Raw genomic sequence first — 21,700 nt, forward strand, 5'->3', positions numbered from 1 at the left:
CCGGAGCCCTGCGGCGTTGCCTGGCCCGGCGCCCCCGCCCTTCGGGTGCCGTGATCCGGCGCCCCGAGCCCTGCACGTGCCGTGATCCGGCGCCCCGAGCCCCGCACGTGCCATGATCCGGCGCCCCGAGCCCCGCACGTGCCATGATCCGGCGCCCCGAGCCCCGCACGTGCCATGATCCGGCGCCCCGAGCCCCGCGCCCCAAGCCCCTGCCATGCACCGGGAGCAAGCCCCGCCCCCCCAGCCGCCACAGCTCAAGGCGCGCCCTCCCGCCCTATTGCCCGGCCGACCCGGCGGCCCGGCTGACCCGGCCGACCCGGCGACCCGCCCGCCCCGGCGACCCGGCAGCCCAGCGCCCCGGCCGACCCGGCGACCCGCCGTACCCACACCGAGCGGCGAGCACCCCCACGCCCCCCTCCCCTCCCTCCCCCCGGCTTGGCCGGAACTCGGTGTTCCGGATGGGCCCGGAGTGGCCGGAATCGGGTCCTCCCGGTGGGCCCGGGTGCGGGCGGGGCGGGGCGCTCGTGGGGCCCTCGCGCGGATGTCGCCCGGCGTGCGCGGTGCGCGGAGCGACGCGGCGTTCCGGCCAAGGTCGAAGGCGGCACGAGTCACCGCGTGGAGGGTGCCGCGACAGGAACCGCCCGTGTGAACGGGCGGTTTCGTAGGGGGATGGGGAGCGCGGTAACGTCTGGGGCGTCACACGCGCCGCCGGACCCGGCCGCGCCGGTCGGACAGGCGGCCGAAAGGCCCCTTGCGCTCCCGCCCGCCGCCCTCCCCGGGCGCCCGGACCCCGCCCGCGCCCCGGGTCGTAGCAGGGACTACGCACCACCTTGGTATGAGCTGTGAGGCTTCTCCGCAGATCAGCGCACCCGCCCCTCCTCGGCACGCATCAGTGGCAACTGACGGGTACGTGCAAATTATTTGGGATGCCCGGAATAGGAACACAGCGCAACCCCGGCTCGTTGTCATTACGTGAGCACGACACCACCTGTTCTCGCCGCAGAGCTGGCGCAGGCGTGGGCCGACATTCAGCGGTACCACCCCGAGCTGCCCGATCTTGCCGCGCCCGAGTCCCTGATCGGAGAGTCCTCGTCCGCCTGCGGGCATGAGCTCTCCTTCGAGCGACTGCTCCATGAGGCAGTCCACGGCATCGCCGCCGCGCGCGGCGTCCGAGACACCTCCCGCGCAGGCCGCTACCACAACCGCAGATTCCTGGCGATCGCCGAGGAGCTGGGCCTCGACCACCCCGAGGAGCCGCACCCGAGCAGCGGCTTCTCCCTGGTCACGCTCAACCCCGAGGCGAAGCGTCGCTACCGCACGACCATCGAGCGGCTCCAGCGCGCCCTGAAGGCGCACACCGCCGCGACCGCCTCCGACGCCACCCGCGCCTTCCGCGGTCCGGCGGCCCGCCACGGGTCCTCCGGCGGCGGAGTCCGCGTCAAGGCGGTGTGCGACTGCGGGCGCAATGTCCGGGTCGTGCCGTCCGTCCTGGCGCAGGCCCCGATCGTCTGCGGCGGCTGCGGGAAGCCGTTCCGGATCCCCGAAGTGGTGGGCGCGGGCGCGGCGGGCTGAGCACCCCCGGCATCTCGTGGATGCCGGGGACGGCCACCGGGCCGCCCGCGCACGCGGGCGGTGACGGGGCCGTGCGCTCGGTTCACCGTGCCCCGGTGGTGCCGCCACCGGCGCCGGGCCCGCCGTAGGGTCCGGCGCCCCTCAGTCGTGCCCTCGTGAGCCCTCGGCCCGGAGCGTCCCGCCAGGTGTGGCACAATGACTAGCTGTACTCGACAGTCGCACAGGACCCCTCTCTCCTCCGGCTGACGCGTCCATCGGGCACTCGGGTACCGCAACCCCACGCGGCTCATCTCGCCGTGCCCAACCACGTCAATTCCAGGAGAACCCACTCCCGTGGCAGTCAAGATCAAGCTGAAGCGTCTGGGCAAGATCCGTTCGCCTCACTACCGCATCGTCGTCGCCGACTCCCGTACCCGCCGTGACGGCCGGGCCATCGAGGAGATCGGCAAGTACCACCCGACGTACCACCCCTCGGTCATCGAGGTCGACGCCGACCGCGTGGCGTACTGGCTCCGTGTCGGCGCCCAGCCGACCGAGCCCGTGCTCGCCATCCTGAAGAAGACCGGCGACTGGCAGAAGTTCAAGGGCGAGCCCGCCCCGGCGCCGCTGCTCGTCGCCGAGGCCAAGGCCACGCGTCCGTCGTTCGAGGCTCTCGGCGGCGACGACGAGGGCAAGGGTGAGGCGATCACCCAGAAGAAGAAGGCGGAGAAGAAGGACGAGGCCGCGGCCGAGTCCGAGTCGGCCGGGGCCTGAGCAGCATGCTCGAAGAGGCGCTTGAGCACCTCGTGAAGGGCATCGTCGACAACCCCGACGATGTGCAGGTCGCCTCGCGCAACCTGCGCCGCGGACGCGTGCTGGAGGTCCGGGTGCACCCCGACGACCTCGGCAAGGTGATCGGCCGCAACGGCCGCACCGCGCGCGCTCTGCGCACCGTCGTGGGCGCCATCGGCGGACGCGGTGTCCGGGTCGACCTGGTCGACGTGGATCACGTCCGCTGACTTCACTCGGCTGACGTCACATCGCTGACGCTGAGAACACAGCTCCGGCTCGGGCCGGGGACGGCCCCAGGGCCGTCCCCGGCCCGTCGTCGTACGGGAACCGTACCCGTGAAGGAGAACCAGGAAAGTGCAGCTCGTAGTGGCCCGGATCGGCCGCGCCCATGGCATCAAGGGCGAGGTCGGCGTGGAGGTACGTACCGACGAACCGGAGCTCCGGCTGGCCCCCGGCGCCGTTCTGGCCACCGACCCGGCCGAGGCCGGTCCGCTGACCATCGAGTCCGGACGGGTGCACAGCGGCCGGCTGCTGCTGCGCTTCGAGGGCGTACGGGACCGCAACGGCGCCGAGGCGCTGCGCAACCTCCTGCTGATCGCCGAGATCGACCCGGAGGAGATGCCCGAGGGCGAGGACGAGTACTACGACCACCAGCTCATCGACCTCGACGTCGTCACCGTGGACGGCGAGGCGGTCGGCCGGATCACCGAGATCTCGCACCTTCCCTCGCAGGACCTGTTCATCGTGGAGCGCCCCGACGGCAGCGAGGTGATGATCCCGTTCGTGGAGGAGATCGTCACCGAGATCGACCTGGAGGAGCAGCGGGCCCTGATCGACCCGCCGCCCGGCCTGATCGACGACCGCGCCGAGACCGCGTCCTCGCGGGACGACGCCTGATGCGCCTCGACGTCGTCACGATCTTCCCCGAGTACCTCGATCCGCTGAATGTCTCGCTGGTCGGCAAGGCCCGCGCGCGCGGACGGCTCGACGTCCATGTCCACCCCCTGCGGACCTGGACCTACGACCGTCACCACACGGTGGACGACACGCCGTACGGCGGCGGCCCCGGCATGGTGATGAAGACCGAGCCCTGGGGCGACGCCCTCGACTCCGTCCTCGCCGACGGCTACGAGGCCGGCGCCCACGCCCCCGCGCTCGTCGTGCCCACCCCCAGCGGACGCCCCTTCACCCAGCGCCTCGCCGTCGAACTGGCCGAGCGCCCCTGGCTGATCTTCACGCCCGCCCGCTACGAGGGCATCGACCGCCGGGTCATGGACGAGTACGCCACCCGCGTCCCGGTCTACGAGGTGTCCATCGGCGACTACGTCCTCGCCGGCGGGGAGGCCGCCGTACTGGTCGTCACCGAGGCCGTCGCCCGGCTGCTGCCCGGCGTCCTCGGCAACGCGGAGTCCCACCAGGACGACTCGTTCGCGCCCGGCGCCATGGCGAACCTGCTGGAAGGGCCCGTCTACACCAAGCCGCCCGAGTGGCGCGGCCGGGCCATCCCGGACGTGCTGCTCAGCGGCCACCACGGCAAGATCGCCCGCTGGCGGCGGGACGAGGCGCTGCGCCGCACCACGGCCCACCGCCCCGACCTGATCGCCCACGCCGACCCCGCGGGCTTCGACAAGAAGGACCGCGAGATGCTGTCGATCCTCGGCTGGGAGCCGGACCCGGCGGGGGAGCCGTACGGCCGATTTTGGCGCAGGACCGACGGCGTGGAAGAATAGGCCGCTGTTGTGCGTCCGTCCGGTGTGCGCCCCTGCCACAGGGGGACACGACGTCCGCCCCGACGAGCACAGCACTCCTCAAGAACCTCTAGATGCCGTTGATGACCTGTGGCATCAGCGAAGAAAGCAGACGACATGTCTCACCTGCTCGACACCGTCGACTCCGCGTCGCTGCGCAGCGACGTCCCCGCCTTCCGTCCGGGCGACACGGTCAACGTGCACGTCCGCGTCATCGAGGGCAACCGCTCCCGTGTGCAGCAGTTCAAGGGCGTCGTCATCCGCCGCCAGGGCTCGGGCGTGCGCGAGACCTTCACGGTCCGCAAGGTCTCCTTCTCCGTCGGCGTCGAGCGCACCTTCCCGGTGCACACCCCGATCGTCGAGAAGATCGAGCTGGTCACCAAGGGTGACGTCCGCCGCGCCAAGCTGTACTACCTCCGTGAGCTGCGCGGCAAGGCCGCGAAGATCAAGGAGAAGCGCGAGAACTGAGCGCGCGCGAGGGTTCATGGCGGGGCCGGATAGCATCTGGCCCCGATGGACACCGAAGCTCAGCCCACGGAGCGCGACCGCTCCTCCCGTCCCTCCGGAACCGGCGACAGCCGGGGACCCGAGGGGCCGGAGGACCGGTCGCGTTCCGCGTTCCCGCCGCGTGCGGCCCGCGAGACCGGCAGCGAGGCCGTCGCCACCGACGACGACGCCCGGTCGCCCGCCCGGGGTCTCTCCGGCTGGCTCCCCGGCGGCCGGATCAGCCTCACCCTGCTGATCTGCCTGGTGTTCCTGCTGCTCATGAACACCTTTGTGGCACGGCCGTTCGAAATCCCCAGTGGATCCATGGAAAAGGGATTGAGGATCGGGGACCGCGTTCTCGTAAATAAGTTGGCGTACCGTTTTGGTGCCGATCCCGAGCGCGGGGACATCGTCGTGTTCGACGGCACCGGCTCCTTCGGGAACGCCGACTACATCAAGCGCGTCGTGGGGGTGGGGGGAGACCGGGTGGTCTGCTGTGACCGGAAGGGGAGAATCGAGGTGAACGGCGGACCGGTGGACGAGACCGGGTTCCTGTACCCCGGCGACAGCGCCTCCTCGGTCCCCTTCGTCGCCGACGTCCCCGACGGCACCCTCTTCGTCCTGGGCGACCACCGCAGCGCCTCCAGCGACTCCCGTGACCGCCTCGGCTCGCCCGGCGGCGGCATGGTCCCGGTGGACGACGTCATCGGCCGGGCCGACTGGATCGTCTGGCCCGCCGGGCACTGGACCCGGCTGTCCCGGCCGGACGCCTACGCGCGCGTGGCCGAACCGGACGGCGGCCATGGGTAACCGAGGAAGACCGCGCGGTGTCTCCGGCGACCCCGCCGAGAACCTGCTCCCCACCGGCACCCGCCGCACCTCCACCCCGGGAACCGGACGCACGCGCGCGGAACGCCGCAGACTCCAGCGCAAGGTCAAACGGCGCCGACGCCGCTCGGCGGTCAAGGAGATACCGCTGCTCGCGGGCGTGGCCGTACTCATCGCGCTGGTCCTGAAGACCTTCCTCGTGCAGGCGTTCGTGATCCCGTCGGGCTCCATGGAGCAGACGATCCAGGTCGGCGACCGCGTCCTGGTCGACAAGCTCACCCCCTGGTTCGGCTCCGAGCCGCAGCGCGGGGACGTCGTCGTCTTCAAGGACCCCGGCGGCTGGCTCGCCGAGGAGCAGCCCACCCAGGCGAAGGACGACCCCGTGGTCGTCAAACAGGTCAAGGGGGCTCTCACCTTCATCGGGCTGCTGCCCTCGGAGGACGAGAAGGACCTCATCAAACGGGTCGTCGGCGTCGGCGGCGACCGCGTCCAGTGCTGCGACGCACAGGGCCGGGTGACCGTCAACGGCGTACCCCTCGCCGAGAGCGACTACCTCTATCCCGGGAACGCACCCTCCGAAACCAAGTTCGACATCACCGTCCCCGAGGGCCGGCTGTGGGTGATGGGCGACCACCGCTCCGACTCCGCCGACTCACGCGCCCACCAGGACAGCGAATACGGCGGCACGGTCGCCGAGGACAAGGTGGTGGGCCGGGCCGTGGTCATCGCCTGGCCGTTCAACCACTGGTCCACCCTGGACGAACCCGGAACCTACGCATCCGTGACCGACTCGGCACCCGGGGCGACCGCGGGGCCACGGGTGTCGCATAGGGTTGCCCCCTACGATCCGAACGCAGTGGATCGCAATCCGATCGAGATGAACGCAATCCAGCTCCCGACCCCGGCGGAACTCCCGCTCGTTATGGGAGTGGTGGGCCTGCGCCGGGCATGGGGCGGGCGGCGGCACAAGGTAAGGAGTTGGCGTGGGGGATGTTGCGGTTGGCGCACGGTCCGGACACGACGGCGAGGATCACCACGGGCGTCCCGTGGACGCGTCCACCCCGGCCGACGGCGCCGTGACCTCCGGGAATGAGAACGGTACGGCGCCTGGGTCGCCCGACCCCGCCGGCCCCTCGGGCCCCTTCGGCCCCACTGGCCCCACCGATCCCGGTGACCGGGAGACGGGTGATGCGCCGCCCCGGCCGAAGAAGCCCCGTTCCTTCTGGAAGGAACTGCCGATCCTGATCGGTATCGCGCTGGTGCTGGCGCTGCTGATCAAGACGTTCCTGGTGCAGGCGTTCTCGATCCCCTCCGACTCGATGCAGAACACCCTCCAGCAGGGTGACCGGGTGCTGGTCGACAAGCTCACCCCGTGGTTCGGCTCCGAGCCCGAGCGCGGCGAGGTCGTCGTCTTCCACGACCCGGACAACTGGCTGGCCGGTGAGCCGACCCCCGAGCCCAACGCCCTCCAGACCTTCCTCAGCTGGATCGGCCTGATGCCGTCCTCCGAGGAGAAGGACCTGATCAAGCGGGTGATCGGCGTCGGCGGCGACACCGTCGTGTGCAAGGGCACCGGCCCGGTGACGGTCAACGGCAAGGCGCTGAACGAGCCGTACGTCTATCCCGGCAACACCCCGTGCAGCGTGGACGACCAGGGCGGCCAGTTCTCGGTGAAGGTGCCCGAGGGGTTCATCTGGGTCATGGGCGACCACCGCCAGAACTCCCGTGACTCCCGCTACAACACCGCCGACAAGCACCGCGGCATGGTCCCGGTGGACGAGGTCGTCGGCCGGGCCATCGTCAAGGCGTGGCCGATCAACCGCTGGGGCACCCTGCCCGTTCCGGACACCTTCGACCAGCCCGGCCTCGGGGACCAGTCCGCCGCTGCGGCCGGTCCGGTGCTCGCGCCGAACGCGCTGGCCGTCGCCGGTGTGATCCCGGTCGTCCTGTGGCGCCGCCGCCGGATCGCCCCGGCCGAGACCCGCTGACCGCACCCGCCCACCCGCACCGCCGTACCGACGGGGCCCTCGCGCACGTACGAGGGCCCCGTCGGCGTGCCGCGGACCGGGCCGACCGGGTGACCGGCCGAGGGCTGACCGGGTCCGGAACCGCCCGGTAGGGTGCGGGTCCATGGGCGGTGGGCCCGGGTCATCGAGCGGCGGGGGCGGATCTTTGGGCGGCGAGAGCGTGACACGTACGGCCCCGGACGGCGGGGGGACCGACCCCGGTGACGGTCCCGCGCGCGGGGCGACGGGCCGTGGTCCCGCGGGCGGGCGGACCGGGCAGGTGCTGTCCGGGCTCGCGGTGGGGCTGGGCCTGGTGATGTTCCTGGGCGCGTTCGCCTGGGGAGCGGTGGTCTACCGCCCGTACACCGTGCCCACCAGCTCCATGTCCCCCACGATCGGGGTCGGGGACCGGGTGCTCGCCGAGCGGGTGGACGGCGCCGACGTACGCCGTGGCGATGTCGTCGTGTTCAAGGACGCCGGCTGGGCCGACGCGCCGGTGCTGAAGCGGGTCGTGGCGGTCGGCGGGGACACGGTCGCCTGCTGCACGGACGGCAGGCTGACCGTCAACGGCCGGCCGATCGAAGAACCGTATCTGCCCGCGGACGAGCCCGCCGGGGCGGACGACTTCCCGACCGTGACCGTGCCCGAGGGACGGATCTTCCTGCTCGGCGACGAACGGCACGGCTCGCTGGACTCCACGGCCCACCTCACGGACGCCGCGAGCGGCACGGTGGCCCGTGGCGCGGTCACCGCGCGCGTGGACGCCGTCGTATGGCCCATGGACGGGATGCTGGAGCGGCCGAGCGGCTTCGAGGACATGGGCGCGCTCTCCGCGCCGGGGCCGCTGCGGACGATCACCGTGCTGGTGGTGGCGGGGGCCGTGCTGGTGCTGGGCGGCGCGGCGTACGGGCCGGTCGCGAAGCGGGTCGGGGCGCGGCGGGAGGCCGGGCGTGTCGGCTGAACACGGTGGTGCGGGAGGGGGCGCTGTGACCGGGGGCGCGGTGACCGGGGCCGAGGGAGTCCCGGTCGAGGGTGCCGAGGACGCGTTCCGGGGTGGGCTGCGGAAGGTCGCCCGGGTCGTACTGCTCGATCCGCGGGACCGGATCCTGCTGCTGCACGGGCACCAGCCGGACGATCCCACCGACGACTGGTGGTTCACACCGGGCGGCGGCGTCGAGGGTGAGGAGAGTCTGGAGCAGGCCGCGCTGCGTGAGCTGGCGGAGGAGACCGGGATCACCGAGGTCGAGCTGGGGCCGGTGCTGTGGCGGCGCAGATGCTCCTTCCCGTTCGCGGGGCGGCGCTGGGACCAGGACGAGTGGTACTACCTGGCACGGACGGCCCAGACCGTCACACGGGCTCTGGCCCTGACCGAGCTGGAGCGGCGCACCGTCGCTGGAGCGCGCTGGTGGACGTGTGAGGAACTGGCCCGGGCGCATGAGACGGTGTATCCGACCAGACTCGCCGGGCTGCTGCGCAGACTGCTCGGCGAAGGTCCCCCGCCCCGGCCCGAGATCCTTGACACGGAAATCGTCTAGAGGCTCGCGGGACGGGCGCACAATGGTGGGATCGCACGGCTGAAGGGGAACATGCCATGAGCGCCGAGGACCTCGAAAAGTACGAGACCGAGATGGAGCTGAAGCTCTACCGGGAGTACCGCGATGTCGTCGGTCTGTTCAAATATGTGATCGAGACCGAGCGGCGCTTCTATCTGACCAATGACTACGAGATGCAGGTGCACTCGGTCCAGGGTGAGGTGTTCTTCGAGGTGTCGATGGCGGATGCCTGGGTGTGGGACATGTATCGGCCGGCTCGGTTCGTGAAGCAGGTCCGGGTGTTGACGTTCAAGGACGTGAACATCGAGGAGCTGAACAAGAGTGATCTGGAGCTGCCGGGCGGGTGAGGCCGTCCGTCGCCGGTGGCGTCCGCCCGGTGAGGGGCGCACGGGGCGTTTCACTCGTGTGGGTGGCGGAGATATCCACAACCGGCCGGTAACTCACCAAGATCCACTTCCGTTCCGGGGATGCGTGAACGTGGGCGCCAGGAGGTGCCGACATGAACGCACGAGACGCACTCGGCAGGTACGGCGAGGAATTGGCCGCCCGACGGCTGGCCGAGGCCGGTATGACGGTCCTGGAGCGCAACTGGCGCGGTGGCAGGGCCGGTGAGATCGACATCGTGGCCCGGGACGGGGACGTCCTGGTGGTCTGCGAGGTCAAGACCCGCAGGGCGGGAGCCTTCGAGCATCCGATGGCGGCGGTCACGCCGGCCAAGGCGGAACGGCTGCGCGGGCTCGCCGAGCGATGGACCCAGGAGCACGGGGGCGCGCCGCCCGGCGGGGTCCGCATCGACCTGGTCGGGGTGCTGCTGCCGCAGCGGGGCGCCCCCGTGGTCGAGCACGCGCGGGGGGTGGCCTGAGATGGGGTTCGCGCGCACATGCTCCGTCGCCCTCGTCGGGGTGGAGGGCGTGGTCGTCGAGGTCCAGGCGGACCTGGAACCGGGGGTCGCGGCCTTCACCCTGGTGGGACTGCCCGACAAGAGCCTGACGGAGAGCCGCGACCGGGTGCGGGCGGCGGTGGTCAACTCCGGCGGCGAGTGGCCGCAGAAGAAGCTCACCGTCGGACTCAGCCCCGCCTCGGTGCCCAAGGGCGGATCGGGCTTCGACCTGGCCGTGGCCTGCGCGGTCCTGGGCGCGGCGGAGCGGATCGACCCCCGGGTGCTGGCCGACCTCGTGATGATCGGCGAGCTGGGGCTCGACGGACGGGTGCGGCCGGTGCGGGGCATCCTGCCCGCGGTGCTGGCCGCGGCGGACGCCGGCTACGAACAGGTCGTGGTCCCCGAGTGCGCCGCCGCCGAGGCGTCGCTGGTGCCCGGGGTGTCCGTACTGGGCGTGCGCAGTCTGCGTCAGTTGATCGCCGTGCTCGCCGACGAGCCGGTGCCCGAGGAGGAACCGGACGAATCGGGGCGCCCCGACCCGCTGCTCGCCGGACTGAGGGTGCCCGGCACGGGCGCGGCGACCGGTATGCACGGCGTCGGCGCCGCGCAGCAGGACGCCGAGCACGACCTGGCCGACGTCGTCGGCCAGATCTCGGCCCGCACGGCGGTGGAGGTCTCCGCCGCCGGTGGCCACCACCTCTTCCTGGAGGGCCCGCCGGGCGCGGGCAAGACGATGCTCGCGGAGCGGCTGCCCGCGATCCTGCCCGGGCTCGGGCGGCAGGAGTCGCTGGAGGTCACGGCGGTGCACTCGGTCGCGGGACTGCTGCCGCCGGGAAAGCCGCTCATCGACGTCGCCCCCTACTGCGCCCCGCACCACTCGGCGACCATGCAGGCGCTGGTCGGCGGCGGTCAGGGCGTCGCCCGGCCCGGCGCGGTGTCCCTGTCCCACCGGGGCGTGCTGTTCCTGGACGAGGCGCCGGAGTTCAGCGGGAAGGCGCTCGACGCGCTGCGGCAGCCCTTGGAGGCGGGGCATGTGGTGATCGCGCGGAGCGCCGGTGTGGTGCGCTTCCCGGCCCGGTTCCTGATGGTGCTGGCCGCCAATCCCTGTCCGTGCGGGAGGTTCTCGCTCACCGGTGACCTGTGCGAATGCCCGCCGTCCGTGATCCGCCGCTACCAGGCCAGGCTCTCGGGGCCGCTGCTCGACCGGGTCGACCTGCGCGTCGTGGTCGACCGGGTGACCCGTGCCGAACTGGTCGACCGGGGCGCGCGGGGCGAGTCCACGCGGCGCGTCGCGGACCGGGTGCGGGCGGCGCGCCAGCGGGCGGCGGTCCGGCTGACGGGCACCCCGTGGCGCACCAACAGCGAGGTGCCGGGGCGTGAGCTGCGCACCCGGTGGCACCCGGTGAGCGGGGCCATGGACGAGGCCGAGCGCAATCTGGAGCGGGGCGCCCTGACCGCGCGCGGTCTCGACCGGGTGCTGAGGGTCGCCTGGACCGTCGCCGACCTGGTCGGTCACGACCGGCCCACGGCCACCGACGTCGCCCTCGCCCTGCAACTGCGGACCGGGGTCCCGCGTGGTGTGCCGATGGCGATCGGCGCCCTGACATGAGCGGCGACGCCCTCCACGACCGGGTCTTCCTCACCCGGGTCCTGGAGCCCGGGGACGAGACCGGTGGGCGATGGGTGCGGGAGTTGGGGGTGGGAGAGGTGGCCCGGCGGCTCCGGGGCGGCGGGGCCGTCCTGCCGGGGGTGAGCGGGAAGCGGTGGGCCGGGCTGCGGGCCCGGGCCGGCAACGCCGAGCCGGGGCACGACCTGGCGGCGGCGCGGGCGGCCGGGGTGCGGTTCGTCGCCCCGGGCGACGGCGAGTGGCCGAGGCAACTGGAGGACCTCGGGGACGCGCGTCCGCTGGGACTGTGGGTGCGCGGACGCTCCAGCCTGCGGATATGGGCACTGAAGTCGGTCGCGGTGGTGGGGGCGCGGGCCTGCACCGAGTACGGCGCCCAGGTGGCCGTCGGCCTCGCCGCCGGTCTCGCCGAGCGGGGGTGGGTGGTCGTCTCCGGCGGCGCCTACGGGGTCGACGGCGCCGCACACCGGGGCGCGCTGAGCGCGGGCGGGGCCACCGTCGCCGTGCTGGCCTGCGGGGTCGACCGGCCCTACCCCCGCGGACACACCGAGTTGATCTCCAGGATCGCCGAACAGGGACTGGTCGTCGGGGAGTTGCCGCCGGGCGATCATCCGACGCCGAGCAGATTCGTCCTGCGCAACCGGGTCATCGCCGCGCTGACCAGGGGCACCGTGGTCGTGGAGGCGGCCTACCGCAGCGGCTCTCTGGTGACCGCCCGGGCCGCCCGGCGGCTGGGCCGGCCGACCATGGGGGTTCCGGGACCGGTGACGAGCGCCCTGTCCGCGGGGGTGCACGAGTTGCTGCGCGAGGACGCGGTCGTGGTCACCGACGCCGCCGAGGTGGTCGAACTCGTCGGCGCCATGGGCGAACTGGCACCCGAGCGGCGCGGGCCGGTCCTGCCCCGCGATCTGCTGGCACCCGGCGCCCGCCGGATCCTCGCGGCGCTGCCCGCCCGCGAGGCCACCGCGGTGGCCGAAATCGCCCGGGGAGCCCAGACCACACCGGACGACACGATCGCGAGACTGTACGAACTCAGAGCACTCGGTTACGTCGAACGACACGGCGATGGCTGGAAGTTGACACGCCAGGCGATGGTGTCGGTCGGCAGGGGTCCGGGTGACCGCTGACCGAGGGCGTTCGGCCGTCCGGGGGACGCCGGACTTCCTTGGGGGCGGGCGGAGTTGACCGGGTGACGTGGTCACGCGGCGGCGGCGCCGGGCCCCGGTGGGCCGCCGGACGGAACGGGTCCGCGGACCGCCCGTCACCCGTTCTTCGCACACCGCGACGGCTCAGTCACGCTACGCTCACGAGGATCCGGTGCAGACCGGCCACACCCGACCGACGCCTCCACAGGCGCCCTCCGCACGTATTTCACGGCAGAACGGCACAAGGCGACGAATGCCCCAGCACACCTCCGGGTCCGACCGGGCGGCGCTCCCCCCAGCCGCCCGTGACGGTGACAGCATGCGGCCGGCCGCTCCCTCGACGCTGGACGAGCTGTGGCGGTCGTACAAGGCGACGGGGGACGAGCGGCTGCGGGAGCAGCTGATTCTGCACTACTCGCCGCTGGTCAAGTACGTGGCGGGGCGGGTGAGTGTCGGGCTGCCGCCCAATGTGGAGCAGGCGGACTTCGTGTCGTCGGGGGTGTTCGGGCTGATCGACGCGATCGAGAAGTTCGACGTGGACCGGGAGATCAAGTTCGAGACGTACGCGATCACACGGATCCGCGGGGCGATGATCGACGAGTTGCGGGCGCTGGACTGGATCCCCCGGTCGGTACGGCAGAAGGCGCGGAACGTGGAGCGGGCGTACGCGACGCTGGAGGCGCGGCTGCGGCGGACGCCGGGGGAGTCGGAGGTGGCGGCCGAGCTGGGGATCGGTGTGGATGAGCTGCACGCCGTCTTCAGTCAGCTCTCGCTGGCCAATGTGGTCGCGCTGGAGGATCTGCTGCATGTGGGGGGTGAGGGGGGCGGTGACCGGCTGAGCCTGGGGGACACCCTGGAGGACACGGCCGCGGACAATCCGGTGGAGGTGGCGGAGGACCGTGAGCTGCGGCGCTTCCTGGCGCGGGCGATCAACACGCTGCCCGAGCGGGAGAAGACCGTGGTGATGCTCTACTACTACGAAGGGCTCACCCTCGCCGAGATCGGCCATGTGCTCGGGGTCACCGAGAGCCGGGTCAGCCAGATCCACACCAAGTCCGTTCTGCAACTGCGGGCGAAACTGGCGTCATTTGGGCAGTGAGGTGCCCGGCGGCCGGATCCGGTCCCGGACGGGCACAGGTGAGCGATCCCGGCGGCCGGGCCCGGCCCCGAAGCGGGTCCCGGATGCGCTGACATGAGCGATACCGGGGTCTGTTTTCGGCCGTGCCGAGCGGGCCGCGGCTCCGGTCGGCGAGGGCCGGGGCGGGATTCGGGCGGGCTGCGTCACTGCCGGAGCGGGGGGTGCATCCGTAGAGTGGTTGACGTGCCAAGGATTCGAGCGGCCTCCGTGGCCGAGCACCGGTCGATGCAGCGAGCCGCCCTGCTGGACGCGGCCCGCTCCCTGCTGTCCGAGGGCGGTACGGAGGCGCTGACCTTCCCGGCCCTCGCCGAGCGGACGGGGCTGGCGCGCTCGTCCGTCTACGAGTACTTCCGCTCGCGGGCGGCCGTGGTCGAGGAATTGTGCGAGGTCGACTTCCCCGTGTGGGCGGCGGAGGTCGAGGCGGCGATGGACGCGGCGGACGGGGCCGAGGCCAAGGTCGAGGCGTATGTCCGCAAGCAGCTCGAACTGGTGGGGGACCGACGGCACCGCGCCGTGGTCGCCATCTCCGCGAGCGAGCTGGACGCCGGGGCGCGGGAGAAGATCCGCGCGGCCCACGGCGGCCTCGTCACGATGATCGTGGAGGCACTGGCCGGAATGGGCCACACCGAACCCCGCCTCGCCGCGATGCTGCTCCAGGGGGTCGTGGACGCGGCCGTGCGCAGGATCGAACTGGGCGCGGCGGAGGAGCCCCCGACGATCACGGAGGCGGCGGTGGGGATGGTGTTGCGGGGGGTCCTGGGCTGAGAGGCGCCCCTTTGACGCGGGTGCGGGGCGCGATCGCCGACGGGCCCGCTCTGGGACGGGCCCCGCTGCGCGTGGCCCCGGGCGGCGCGGTGCCGGTGGAGGCGCTGACGTGGGCCGCCGACCGAACGAGCGCGGACGGCTCGGTCACGGTCGGCGGCCATCGGCGGTGGGGCGGTCTTGGACGGCGGTGACTGGGGTGACGCCCGCGAAGACACGTGTGAGGTGGGTGGCAGCGCCCCCGTCGAGCGGAGCTACGACCGCCCAGCCGCTGTCGACCGCTTGACCGACCGGCGGCACAACGCGCCCCGCGGTGAGTCGTCCTTTCCTCGGCCGTCCGAGTGATCGTGCCCCTGCGGTTGACGGATCCGGCGGTGGTCGGGGCGGGACCGTCTGCCGGTCCGCTGCCGTACCCGCTGCGGAGGCTCGGGCACTCCATACACCGGCAGCAGCCGGACCGGTGCCCCGCGCAGGAGGTGCGACGGCAGGAGGGTGAGGGGGTCGAGGTAGGCGTCCGCGCGGCGCAGGCCCCAGTGCAGACAGCGGCCCGCGCAGTGGGAGGCGCCCGCCGCCGTCACGGTGCCGAGCTGTTCGCCCGCCTGGATCGTTGCGCCCTTGCGCACGGACGCCCGCACCGGCTCGTACGTCGTCCGCAGCGGCGGCTCACCCGAGCCGGTCAGCTCGACCACGATGACGCCCTTGCCCCCGACCGGGCCCGCGAAAGTCACCCGCCCCGGGACCGGCGACCGCACCGGCAGGCCGGACCCCGCTTCCAGATCCACCCCCCGATGCCCGGCGCCGTACGGCGTCAGCGGCGGCTCCCAGCCCCGCAGGACCCGGGGACGGTCGCCCACCGGCCAGCCGACGGCCACCCGTGGCACCGGCGGGGTACCGGGCGCGGCCTGGGGTGGGACACCGGCCGGCGGCCCCTTCGCGCGGGCCGCGCCGGGCAGGACAGCCAGCGTGAGGGCCACCAGGGCCGCCCCCAGCAGACGCGGCGGACGCCGGGATCGTAGAGGCTGTGGCGGTCGGGAAGATCGCTCCATGGCCACACGGTCCCGCACCCGCACCGACCACGGCCGGACCCTGTGGACAACGCACGGATTGTGGACAACCCCGTCACCCGAAACCCCCCGGCAGGTCTACGCCGGGTCCCTTACGCCCCCTCCAGAGCCGTGCACCTGACACCACCGCGCGCCTCCCACGCCGTGGACGTGGGCTCTTCCGAGCCCCCGGGCCATGGACCAAGGCATCACGCCGCGCCCTCCGCCGAGCCGTGGACTCCGGGTGCCGCCCTGCTACCCCGGCCCCGAAGTTGTCGACCACGGCGTCGCGCCCTGCCACCCCCGGAGCTGTGGACCGGCGCTGTGGCTCCGTCCGCCGGGGCCGTGGAGCACGGCCGCCCCGGTGCCTCCCGGGCCGCAGTACCCGGCGTCGCCCCGCCCGGGCCTGTGGGCTGAGGCATCACGCCGCGCCCTCCGCCGAGCCGTGGACCGATGCGTCGCCCTGCTGCCCCTGGCTCGTGGACGGCGGTGCCGCTCCGCCCTCCGCGGTCGTGGACCACGGCTGCCCCGGTGCCTCCCGGGCCATGATTCCCGGCCTAGTCCGGCATGGTTCCGCCCAGGTGCCTGTTGCCCGGCCGCCCCCGGGGACGTGGAGCACGGCACCACCGCACCGGATGCCCCCCGGGGGTCTGGACCCTGGCGCAGCCGCCCTCGGATCCCGGGCGTCAGCGTCGCCCCCCTCGGGTGCCGCAGACCCCGGTGTCACCCCCGCCCCAGGCCACCGACCAGCCCCCGCCCCGTCGGCAGGCGACCCGGCCTCCGCCCCCGCCGGCCCACGCCGGCGGTCGGCGTCCTCGGGTCATGGACATGGGCGTCATCCGCTGCCCCGTGGGTCCCGTACACTTCTGGTGGCGACCCGGGCCACCGGGTCGACTTCGCACGCCCCGGAACGGCGGCCGGAAACGGTCCCGGTCAGCGCCCCTCGGTCCCTTGTGGCACGGCGCGACAGCGGGCGTCAGGCGCGGAAGCCATCCGGCATCCGCGGCAACCGAGAACCAAGGAGAACACGGCCATGGCCGTCGTCACGATGCGGGAGCTGCTGGAAAGCGGCGTCCACTTCGGTCACCAGACCCGCCGTTGGAACCCGAAGATGAAGCGCTTCATCTTCACCGAGCGCAACGGCATCTACATCATCGACCTGCTCCAGTCGCTGTCGTACATCGACCGCGCCTACGAGTTCGTCAAGGAGACCGTCGCCCACGGCGGCACGGTCATGTTCGTCGGCACGAAGAAGCAGGCGCAGGAGGCCATCGCCGAGCAGGCCACGCGCGTCGGCATGCCCTACGTCAACCAGCGCTGGCTGGGCGGCATGCTCACCAACTTCTCGACCGTTTACAAGCGGCTGCAGCGCCTCAAGGAGCTGGAGCAGATCGACTTCGAGGACGTCGCGGCGTCCGGTCTGACCAAGAAGGAGCTTCTCGTGCTCTCGCGCGAGAAGGCCAAGCTGGAGAAGACCCTCGGCGGTATCCGCGAGATGCAGAAGGTGCCCAGCGCCGTCTGGATCGTGGACACCAAGAAGGAGCACATCGCGGTCGGTGAGGCCCGGAAGCTCAACATCCCGGTCGTCGCGATCCTCGACACCAACTGCGACCCCGACGAGGTCGACTACAAGATCCCGGGCAACGACGACGCGATCCGCTCCGTCACCCTGCTCACCCGTGTGATCGCCGACGCCGTCGCCGAGGGGCTCATCTCCCGCTCCGGCGTGGCGACGGAGGGCAAGGGCGAGAAGGCCGCGGGCGAGCCGCTCGCCGAGTGGGAGCGCGACCTGCTGGAGGGCGAGAAGAAGGCTGACGAGGCCGCCCCGGCCGCCGACGCCCCCGCCGCCACGGAGGCTCCGGCCGCTGACGCCGCCGCCGAGGCCCCGGCCGCCGAGGCCGAGGCTCCGGCCGCCGAGGCCCCCGCTGCCGACGCCCCGGCCACCGAGGCTCCGGCCGCCGACGCCCCGGCCGCCGACGCCGAGCAGGGCTGATCCACCGGCTCTCGCGGTGAACTGACGGGGGCGTCGACATCCGTCGCGCCCCCGTCGTCCACCCGCCGGTCAGCCGCGAGTCCACCGGCCACGGACACGGCCACGGCTCCATGGGACGGGGACCCCGTACCGGGCACCCGTACCCACCAGGACCGCCGTTCCAGGGCCTCTGCTCCAGGACCACTGTCCCCGGACTTCTGTTCCAGGACCTCTGCTCCAGGGCTCATCTCCCCGGGCTCGCGGCCCCGCAGATCTTCGATCTTCCAGACTTCGAGAAAGACACACATTCTCATGGCGAACTACACCGCCGCCGACGTCAAGAAGCTCCGTGAGCTGACCGGTGCCGGCATGATGGACTGCAAGAAGGCCCTGGACGAGGCCGACGGCAACGTCGAGAAGGCCGTCGAGGCGCTCCGGATCAAGGGCCAGAAGGGCGTCGCCAAGCGCGAGGGCCGCTCCGCCGAGAACGGCGCCGTGGTCTCGATCATCGCCGAGGACAATTCCTCCGGTGTCCTGGTCGAGCTGAAGTGCGAGACGGACTTCGTCGCCAAGGGCGAGAAGTTCCAGGCCGCCGCCCGCACCATCGCCGAGCACGTCGCCGAGACCGCCCCGGCCGACCTCCAGGCGCTGCTCGCCTCCGAGATCGAGCCCGGCAAGACCGTCCAGGCGTACGTGGACGAGGCCAACGCCACCCTCGGCGAGAAGATCGTGCTGGACCGCTTCGCGCGGTTCGACGACGGCTTCGTCCTCGCCTACATGCATCGCACCATGCCCGACCTGCCCCCGCAGATCGGTGTCCTGGTCGAGCTGGACAAGCCGAACGCCGACGTCGCCAAGGGCATCGCCCAGCACATCGCCGCGTTCGCGCCGCAGTACCTCGCCAAGGACGACGTCCCGGCCGACGTGGTCGAGAACGAGCGTCGTATCGCCGAGGAGACCACCCGCGCCGAGGGCAAGCCCGAGGCCGCGATCGCCAAGATCGTCGAGGGTCGTGTCAACGGCTTCTTCAAGGACGCCACGCTGCTCGGCCAGTCCTACGCCCTCGACCCCAAGAAGTCGGTCCAGAAGGTCCTGGACGAGGCCGGTGTCACCCTGAAGCGCTTCACGCGCATCAAGGTCGGTCTCTGAGTCCGTACCGCGATCGACGCGCGATCCCCGGCGGAATCCCGCTAGGGTCGAACGCAGTCGTCCGCGCCGCGCGCGCACTGCGTCCCGCACGCGCGCGTGGCGGACGACGGCAGATCTGACAAGGAGGCCATTGCCGCGCAAGGGAGAACCCACCCCACCGGCAATGGCCTTCTTCGCATGTGCACCACGTGAAAGAGGCGGGATAACGATGACCACCAAGGCCCAGAAGAGCGACGACGGCAAAGTACGCGGCCGGTTTCTGCTGAAACTGTCGGGAGAGGCGTTCTCCGGTGGCGGGGGCTTGGGCGTCGACCCGGACGTGGTGCACGCCATCGCCCGCGAGATCGCGGCCGTCGTCCGCGACGGCGCCCAGATCGCCGTCGTCATCGGCGGCGGCAACTTCTTCCGCGGCGCCGAACTCCAGCAGCGCGGCATGGACCGGGCCCGCTCCGACTACATGGGCATGCTCGGCACCGTCATGAACTGCCTCGCCCTCCAGGACTTCCTGGAGAAGGAAGGCATCCAGTCGCGCGTCCAGACCGCCATCACCATGGGGCAGGTCGCCGAGCCCTACATCCCGCTGCGGGCCGTGCGCCATCTGGAGAAGGGCCGGGTGGTCATCTTCGGCGCCGGTATGGGCATGCCGTACTTCTCCACCGACACCACGGCCGCGCAGCGCGCCCTGGAGATCGACGCCGAGGCGCTGCTGATGGGCAAGAACGGTGTGGACGGGGTCTACGACTCCGACCCGAAGACCAACCCGGACGCGGTCAAGTTCGACTCGCTCGGCTACGGCGAGGTCATCACCCGGGACCTCAAGGTCGCCGACGCCACGGCCGTCACCCTGTGCCGCGACAACAAGCTGCCCATCCTGGTCTTCGAGCTGGTGACCGAGGGCAATATCGCGCGCGCCGTCAAGGGTGAGAAGATCGGCACGCTGGTGGGTGATCAGGACAGCCGGTCCTGACCGCGGGACGGAACCCGTCCGGATCCTGACCGGAACCCGACCGGTACCCGACCGGACCCGGACGGGGCCGGAGCGGGGCCTGATCGGGGGATGGACAATGACCTGCCGGTCGGGAACCGTGCAGGAAGCAGACGCGACGCAGCCGGCCGCCGACACGCGGACGCAGCCGGGCCGACTCACAACACGCAGGAGCAAGTGGTGATCGAAGAGACCCTCCTCGAGGCCGAGGAGAAGATGGAGAAGGCCGTCGTGGTCGCCAAGGAGGACTTCGCCGCGATCCGCACCGGCCGTGCGCACCCGGCGATGTTCAACAAGATCGTGGCCGACTACTACGGGGCGCCGACCCCGATCAACCAGCTGGCCTCCTTCGCCGTGCCGGAGCCCCGCATGGCGGTCGTCACCCCGTTCGACAAGACCGCCCTGCGCAATATCGAGCAGGCGATCCGCGACTCGGACCTGGGTGTCAACCCCAGCAACGACGGCAACATCATCCGGGTGGTGTTCCCCGAGCTGACCGAGGAGCGCCGCCGCGAGTACATCAAGGTCGCCAAGGGCAAGGGCGAGGACGCCAAGGTGTCCATCCGCTCCGTCCGGCGCAAGGCCAAGGACGCCATCGACAAGATGGTCAAGGACGGCGAGGTCGGTGAGGACGAGGGCCGCCGCGCGGAGAAGGAACTCGACGACACCACCGCCAAGTACGTCGCCCAGGTGGACGAGCTTCTCAAGCACAAGGAAGCGGAGCTGCTCGAAGTCTGATGAACGACTCTTCCTGGGGGGCGCCGCCCGGGACCGGGCAGACCGGGTACTGGGGGCCCACCGAGCACGGACCCGCCCAAGGGGCTGCCCCGGCGGGTCCCGCGTACGATGCGCAACAGGCGCAGCACACTCGCCCCATGCCCATCGTGCCCGACCTGCCCGCGTACGGCGGTGACCAGGATGAGGACCGGGGGACCGCTCGGCTGAGCGGCCCCCTGTTCCGTGAGGAGACCTCCCCCGCCGCCGCGTCGTACACGTACCCCGACGAGACGTACCGCAACGAGCCGTTCCGCGACGAGACCCCGTCGGCGCAGCCGCCTGCGGCGGCGCCGCAGAATCCGGAGCCCATGCCCGACGCCCCGCAGCCGGCGCCCGCACCGCAGAAGAAGAGCGCGGGCCGGGATCTGAGCGCGGCCATAGGGGTCGGTGTCGGGCTCGGCGCGGTCATCGTCGCGTCGTTGTTCTTCGTCAAGGTCGTGTTCGTCGGCGTGATAGTCGTCGCCGTCGTCGTCGGGCTGTGGGAGCTGACCCGGCGGCTGGAGGAGCGCAAGGGGATCAAGGCGCCGCTGGTACCGCTCGCGGTCGGCGGCGCGGCCATGGTGGTCGCCGGGTACGCCCGGGGCCCCGAGGGCGCCTGGGTCGCCATGGCGCTCACCGCGCTCGCCGTATTGGTCTGGCGGATGACCGAACCGCCCGAGGGCTATCTGAAGGACGTCACCGCCGGGGTCTTCGCCGCGTTCTACGTCCCGTTCCTGGCCACGTTCGTCGCGCTGCTGCTCACCGCCGACGACGGGGCGCAGCGGGTACTGACGTTCCTGCTGCTCACCGTCGTCAGCGACACCGGGGCCTACGCGATCGGCTGGCGGTTCGGCAAGCACAAGCTCGCGCCGCGGATCAGCCCCGGCAAGACCCGTGAGGGCCTGTTCGGCGCGGTCGCCTTCGCGATGGTGGCGGGCGCGCTGTGCATGGAGTTCCTGATCGACGGCGGCACCTGGTGGCAGGGGCTGCTGCTGGGCCTCGCGGTCGCCGCCAGCGCCACGCTGGGCGACCTCGGGGAGTCCATGATCAAGCGGGACCTCGGTATCAAGGACATGGGCACGCTGCTGCCAGGCCACGGCGGGATCATGGACCGGCTGGACTCGCTGCTGCCCACGGCGCCGGTGGTGTGGCTGCTGATGGTGCTGTTCGTGGGGTCCGGCTGACCGGAGCCGGTTTCGGGCAGCGGCGTCACGACCGCTCGGAATCACCCCTTCCGTACTTATGATCCCCATCTGGGGGGACGGGGCGACGGAGGAACGGA

23 protein-coding genes are annotated in these 21,700 nt (G+C 72.1%); 22 read left to right on the top strand and 1 reads right to left on the bottom strand.

Annotated features, from left to right (window positions below):
* Positions 1–972 precede the first annotated feature (972 nt).
* From ACIQNG_RS24155 to ACIQNG_RS24235, 17 genes are all read left to right on the top strand, one after another.
* Positions 973–1,572 carry a hypothetical protein gene (locus ACIQNG_RS24155; protein WP_401487680.1) on the top strand — a complete coding sequence of 200 codons (600 nt, stop codon included), beginning with the start codon at positions 973–975 and terminating at the stop codon, positions 1,570–1,572.
* 333 nt (positions 1,573–1,905) lie between these two features.
* Positions 1,906–2,325, top strand: a complete 420-nt coding sequence (rpsP, locus tag ACIQNG_RS24160) for a 30S ribosomal protein S16 (protein WP_401432508.1) — start codon at positions 1,906–1,908, stop codon at positions 2,323–2,325.
* 5 nt (positions 2,326–2,330) lie between these two features.
* Positions 2,331–2,570 (top strand): RNA-binding protein, encoded by a 240-nt coding sequence (locus ACIQNG_RS24165; protein ID WP_003973401.1) that lies wholly within the window; start codon positions 2,331–2,333, stop codon positions 2,568–2,570.
* A gap of 127 nt (positions 2,571–2,697) precedes the next feature.
* Positions 2,698–3,240: a ribosome maturation factor RimM gene (gene rimM, locus ACIQNG_RS24170; protein ID WP_401432511.1), complete on the top strand. Its 543-nt coding sequence runs from the start codon at positions 2,698–2,700 to the stop codon at positions 3,238–3,240.
* Positions 3,240–4,073: a tRNA (guanosine(37)-N1)-methyltransferase TrmD gene (gene trmD, locus ACIQNG_RS24175; protein WP_401487682.1), complete on the top strand. Its 834-nt coding sequence runs from the start codon at positions 3,240–3,242 to the stop codon at positions 4,071–4,073. Before rimM ends, trmD begins: the two co-directional genes overlap by 1 nt.
* A gap of 135 nt (positions 4,074–4,208) precedes the next feature.
* Positions 4,209–4,559 (top strand): 50S ribosomal protein L19, encoded by a 351-nt coding sequence (gene rplS, locus ACIQNG_RS24180; RefSeq protein WP_030852073.1) that lies wholly within the window; start codon positions 4,209–4,211, stop codon positions 4,557–4,559.
* A gap of 45 nt (positions 4,560–4,604) precedes the next feature.
* Positions 4,605–5,387 carry a signal peptidase I gene (gene lepB, locus ACIQNG_RS24185; protein ID WP_401432517.1) on the top strand — a complete coding sequence of 261 codons (783 nt, stop codon included), beginning with the start codon at positions 4,605–4,607 and terminating at the stop codon, positions 5,385–5,387.
* Positions 5,380–6,498 (top strand): signal peptidase I, encoded by a 1,119-nt coding sequence (lepB, locus tag ACIQNG_RS24190; protein WP_401432520.1) that lies wholly within the window; start codon positions 5,380–5,382, stop codon positions 6,496–6,498. The genes lepB (ACIQNG_RS24185) and lepB (ACIQNG_RS24190) overlap by 8 nt, the downstream gene beginning before the upstream one ends.
* Positions 6,389–7,393: a signal peptidase I gene (lepB, locus tag ACIQNG_RS24195; protein WP_401487686.1), complete on the top strand. Its 1,005-nt coding sequence runs from the start codon at positions 6,389–6,391 to the stop codon at positions 7,391–7,393. The genes lepB (ACIQNG_RS24190) and lepB (ACIQNG_RS24195) overlap by 110 nt, the downstream gene beginning before the upstream one ends.
* 184 nt (positions 7,394–7,577) lie before the next feature.
* Positions 7,578–8,372, top strand: coding sequence for a signal peptidase I (lepB, locus tag ACIQNG_RS24200; RefSeq protein WP_401487688.1), 795 nt, complete (start codon positions 7,578–7,580; stop codon positions 8,370–8,372).
* A gap of 25 nt (positions 8,373–8,397) precedes the next feature.
* Positions 8,398–8,946, top strand: coding sequence for an NUDIX hydrolase (locus tag ACIQNG_RS24205; protein WP_401487690.1), 549 nt, complete (start codon positions 8,398–8,400; stop codon positions 8,944–8,946).
* 56 nt (positions 8,947–9,002) lie between these two features.
* Complete coding sequence (locus ACIQNG_RS24210; protein ID WP_003965949.1) at positions 9,003–9,311, top strand: DUF2469 domain-containing protein; 309 nt, start codon at positions 9,003–9,005, stop codon at positions 9,309–9,311.
* Positions 9,312–9,463: 152 nt separating this feature from the next.
* A complete protein-coding gene (locus tag ACIQNG_RS24215) occupies positions 9,464–9,826 on the top strand; it encodes a YraN family protein (RefSeq protein ID WP_401487692.1) in 363 nt (120 codons plus the stop codon).
* A 1-nt stretch (position 9,827) separates the two neighbouring features.
* A complete protein-coding gene (locus ACIQNG_RS24220; protein WP_401487694.1) occupies positions 9,828–11,453 on the top strand; it encodes a YifB family Mg chelatase-like AAA ATPase in 1,626 nt (541 codons plus the stop codon).
* Positions 11,450–12,595 carry a DNA-processing protein DprA gene (gene dprA / locus ACIQNG_RS24225; RefSeq protein WP_401487697.1) on the top strand — a complete coding sequence of 382 codons (1,146 nt, stop codon included), beginning with the start codon at positions 11,450–11,452 and terminating at the stop codon, positions 12,593–12,595. The genes ACIQNG_RS24220 and dprA overlap by 4 nt, the downstream gene beginning before the upstream one ends.
* Positions 12,596–12,866: 271 nt before the next feature.
* A complete protein-coding gene (gene whiG, locus ACIQNG_RS24230) occupies positions 12,867–13,712 on the top strand; it encodes an RNA polymerase sigma factor WhiG (protein WP_401432539.1) in 846 nt (281 codons plus the stop codon).
* 246 nt (positions 13,713–13,958) lie between these two features.
* Entirely contained in the window at positions 13,959–14,516 is a 558-nt protein-coding gene (locus tag ACIQNG_RS24235; RefSeq protein ID WP_401432842.1) for a TetR/AcrR family transcriptional regulator, read from the top strand.
* Between the two features lie 251 nt (positions 14,517–14,767).
* Here the strand turns inward: ACIQNG_RS24235 and ACIQNG_RS24240 are convergent, their stop codons facing one another.
* Positions 14,768–15,487 (bottom strand): M23 family metallopeptidase, encoded by a 720-nt coding sequence (locus ACIQNG_RS24240; RefSeq protein ID WP_401487699.1) that lies wholly within the window; start codon positions 15,485–15,487, stop codon positions 14,768–14,770.
* A 1,102-nt stretch (positions 15,488–16,589) separates the two neighbouring features.
* Between ACIQNG_RS24240 and rpsB the strand changes: the two genes are divergently transcribed.
* The 5 genes from rpsB to ACIQNG_RS24265 all read left to right on the top strand — a co-directional run bounded on the left by rpsB (position 16,590) and on the right by ACIQNG_RS24265 (position 21,602).
* Positions 16,590–17,549: a 30S ribosomal protein S2 gene (rpsB, locus tag ACIQNG_RS24245; RefSeq protein WP_401432545.1), complete on the top strand. Its 960-nt coding sequence runs from the start codon at positions 16,590–16,592 to the stop codon at positions 17,547–17,549.
* 291 nt (positions 17,550–17,840) lie between these two features.
* Positions 17,841–18,677 (top strand): translation elongation factor Ts, encoded by an 837-nt coding sequence (tsf, locus tag ACIQNG_RS24250; protein ID WP_401432548.1) that lies wholly within the window; start codon positions 17,841–17,843, stop codon positions 18,675–18,677.
* Between the two features lie 208 nt (positions 18,678–18,885).
* Positions 18,886–19,644 carry a UMP kinase gene (gene pyrH, locus ACIQNG_RS24255; protein ID WP_401432551.1) on the top strand — a complete coding sequence of 253 codons (759 nt, stop codon included), beginning with the start codon at positions 18,886–18,888 and terminating at the stop codon, positions 19,642–19,644.
* A gap of 198 nt (positions 19,645–19,842) precedes the next feature.
* On the top strand, positions 19,843–20,400 hold the full coding sequence (gene frr / locus ACIQNG_RS24260) for a ribosome recycling factor (RefSeq protein WP_401432554.1): 558 nt from the start codon (positions 19,843–19,845) through the stop codon (positions 20,398–20,400).
* Positions 20,400–21,602, top strand: coding sequence for a phosphatidate cytidylyltransferase (locus tag ACIQNG_RS24265; RefSeq protein ID WP_401487702.1), 1,203 nt, complete (start codon positions 20,400–20,402; stop codon positions 21,600–21,602). Before frr ends, ACIQNG_RS24265 begins: the two co-directional genes overlap by 1 nt.
* The last annotated feature ends 98 nt before the right edge of the window (positions 21,603–21,700 follow it).

The organism is Streptomyces sp. NPDC091377 (genome assembly GCF_044757045.1).
GTDB lineage: Bacteria > Actinomycetota > Actinomycetes > Streptomycetales > Streptomycetaceae > Streptomyces.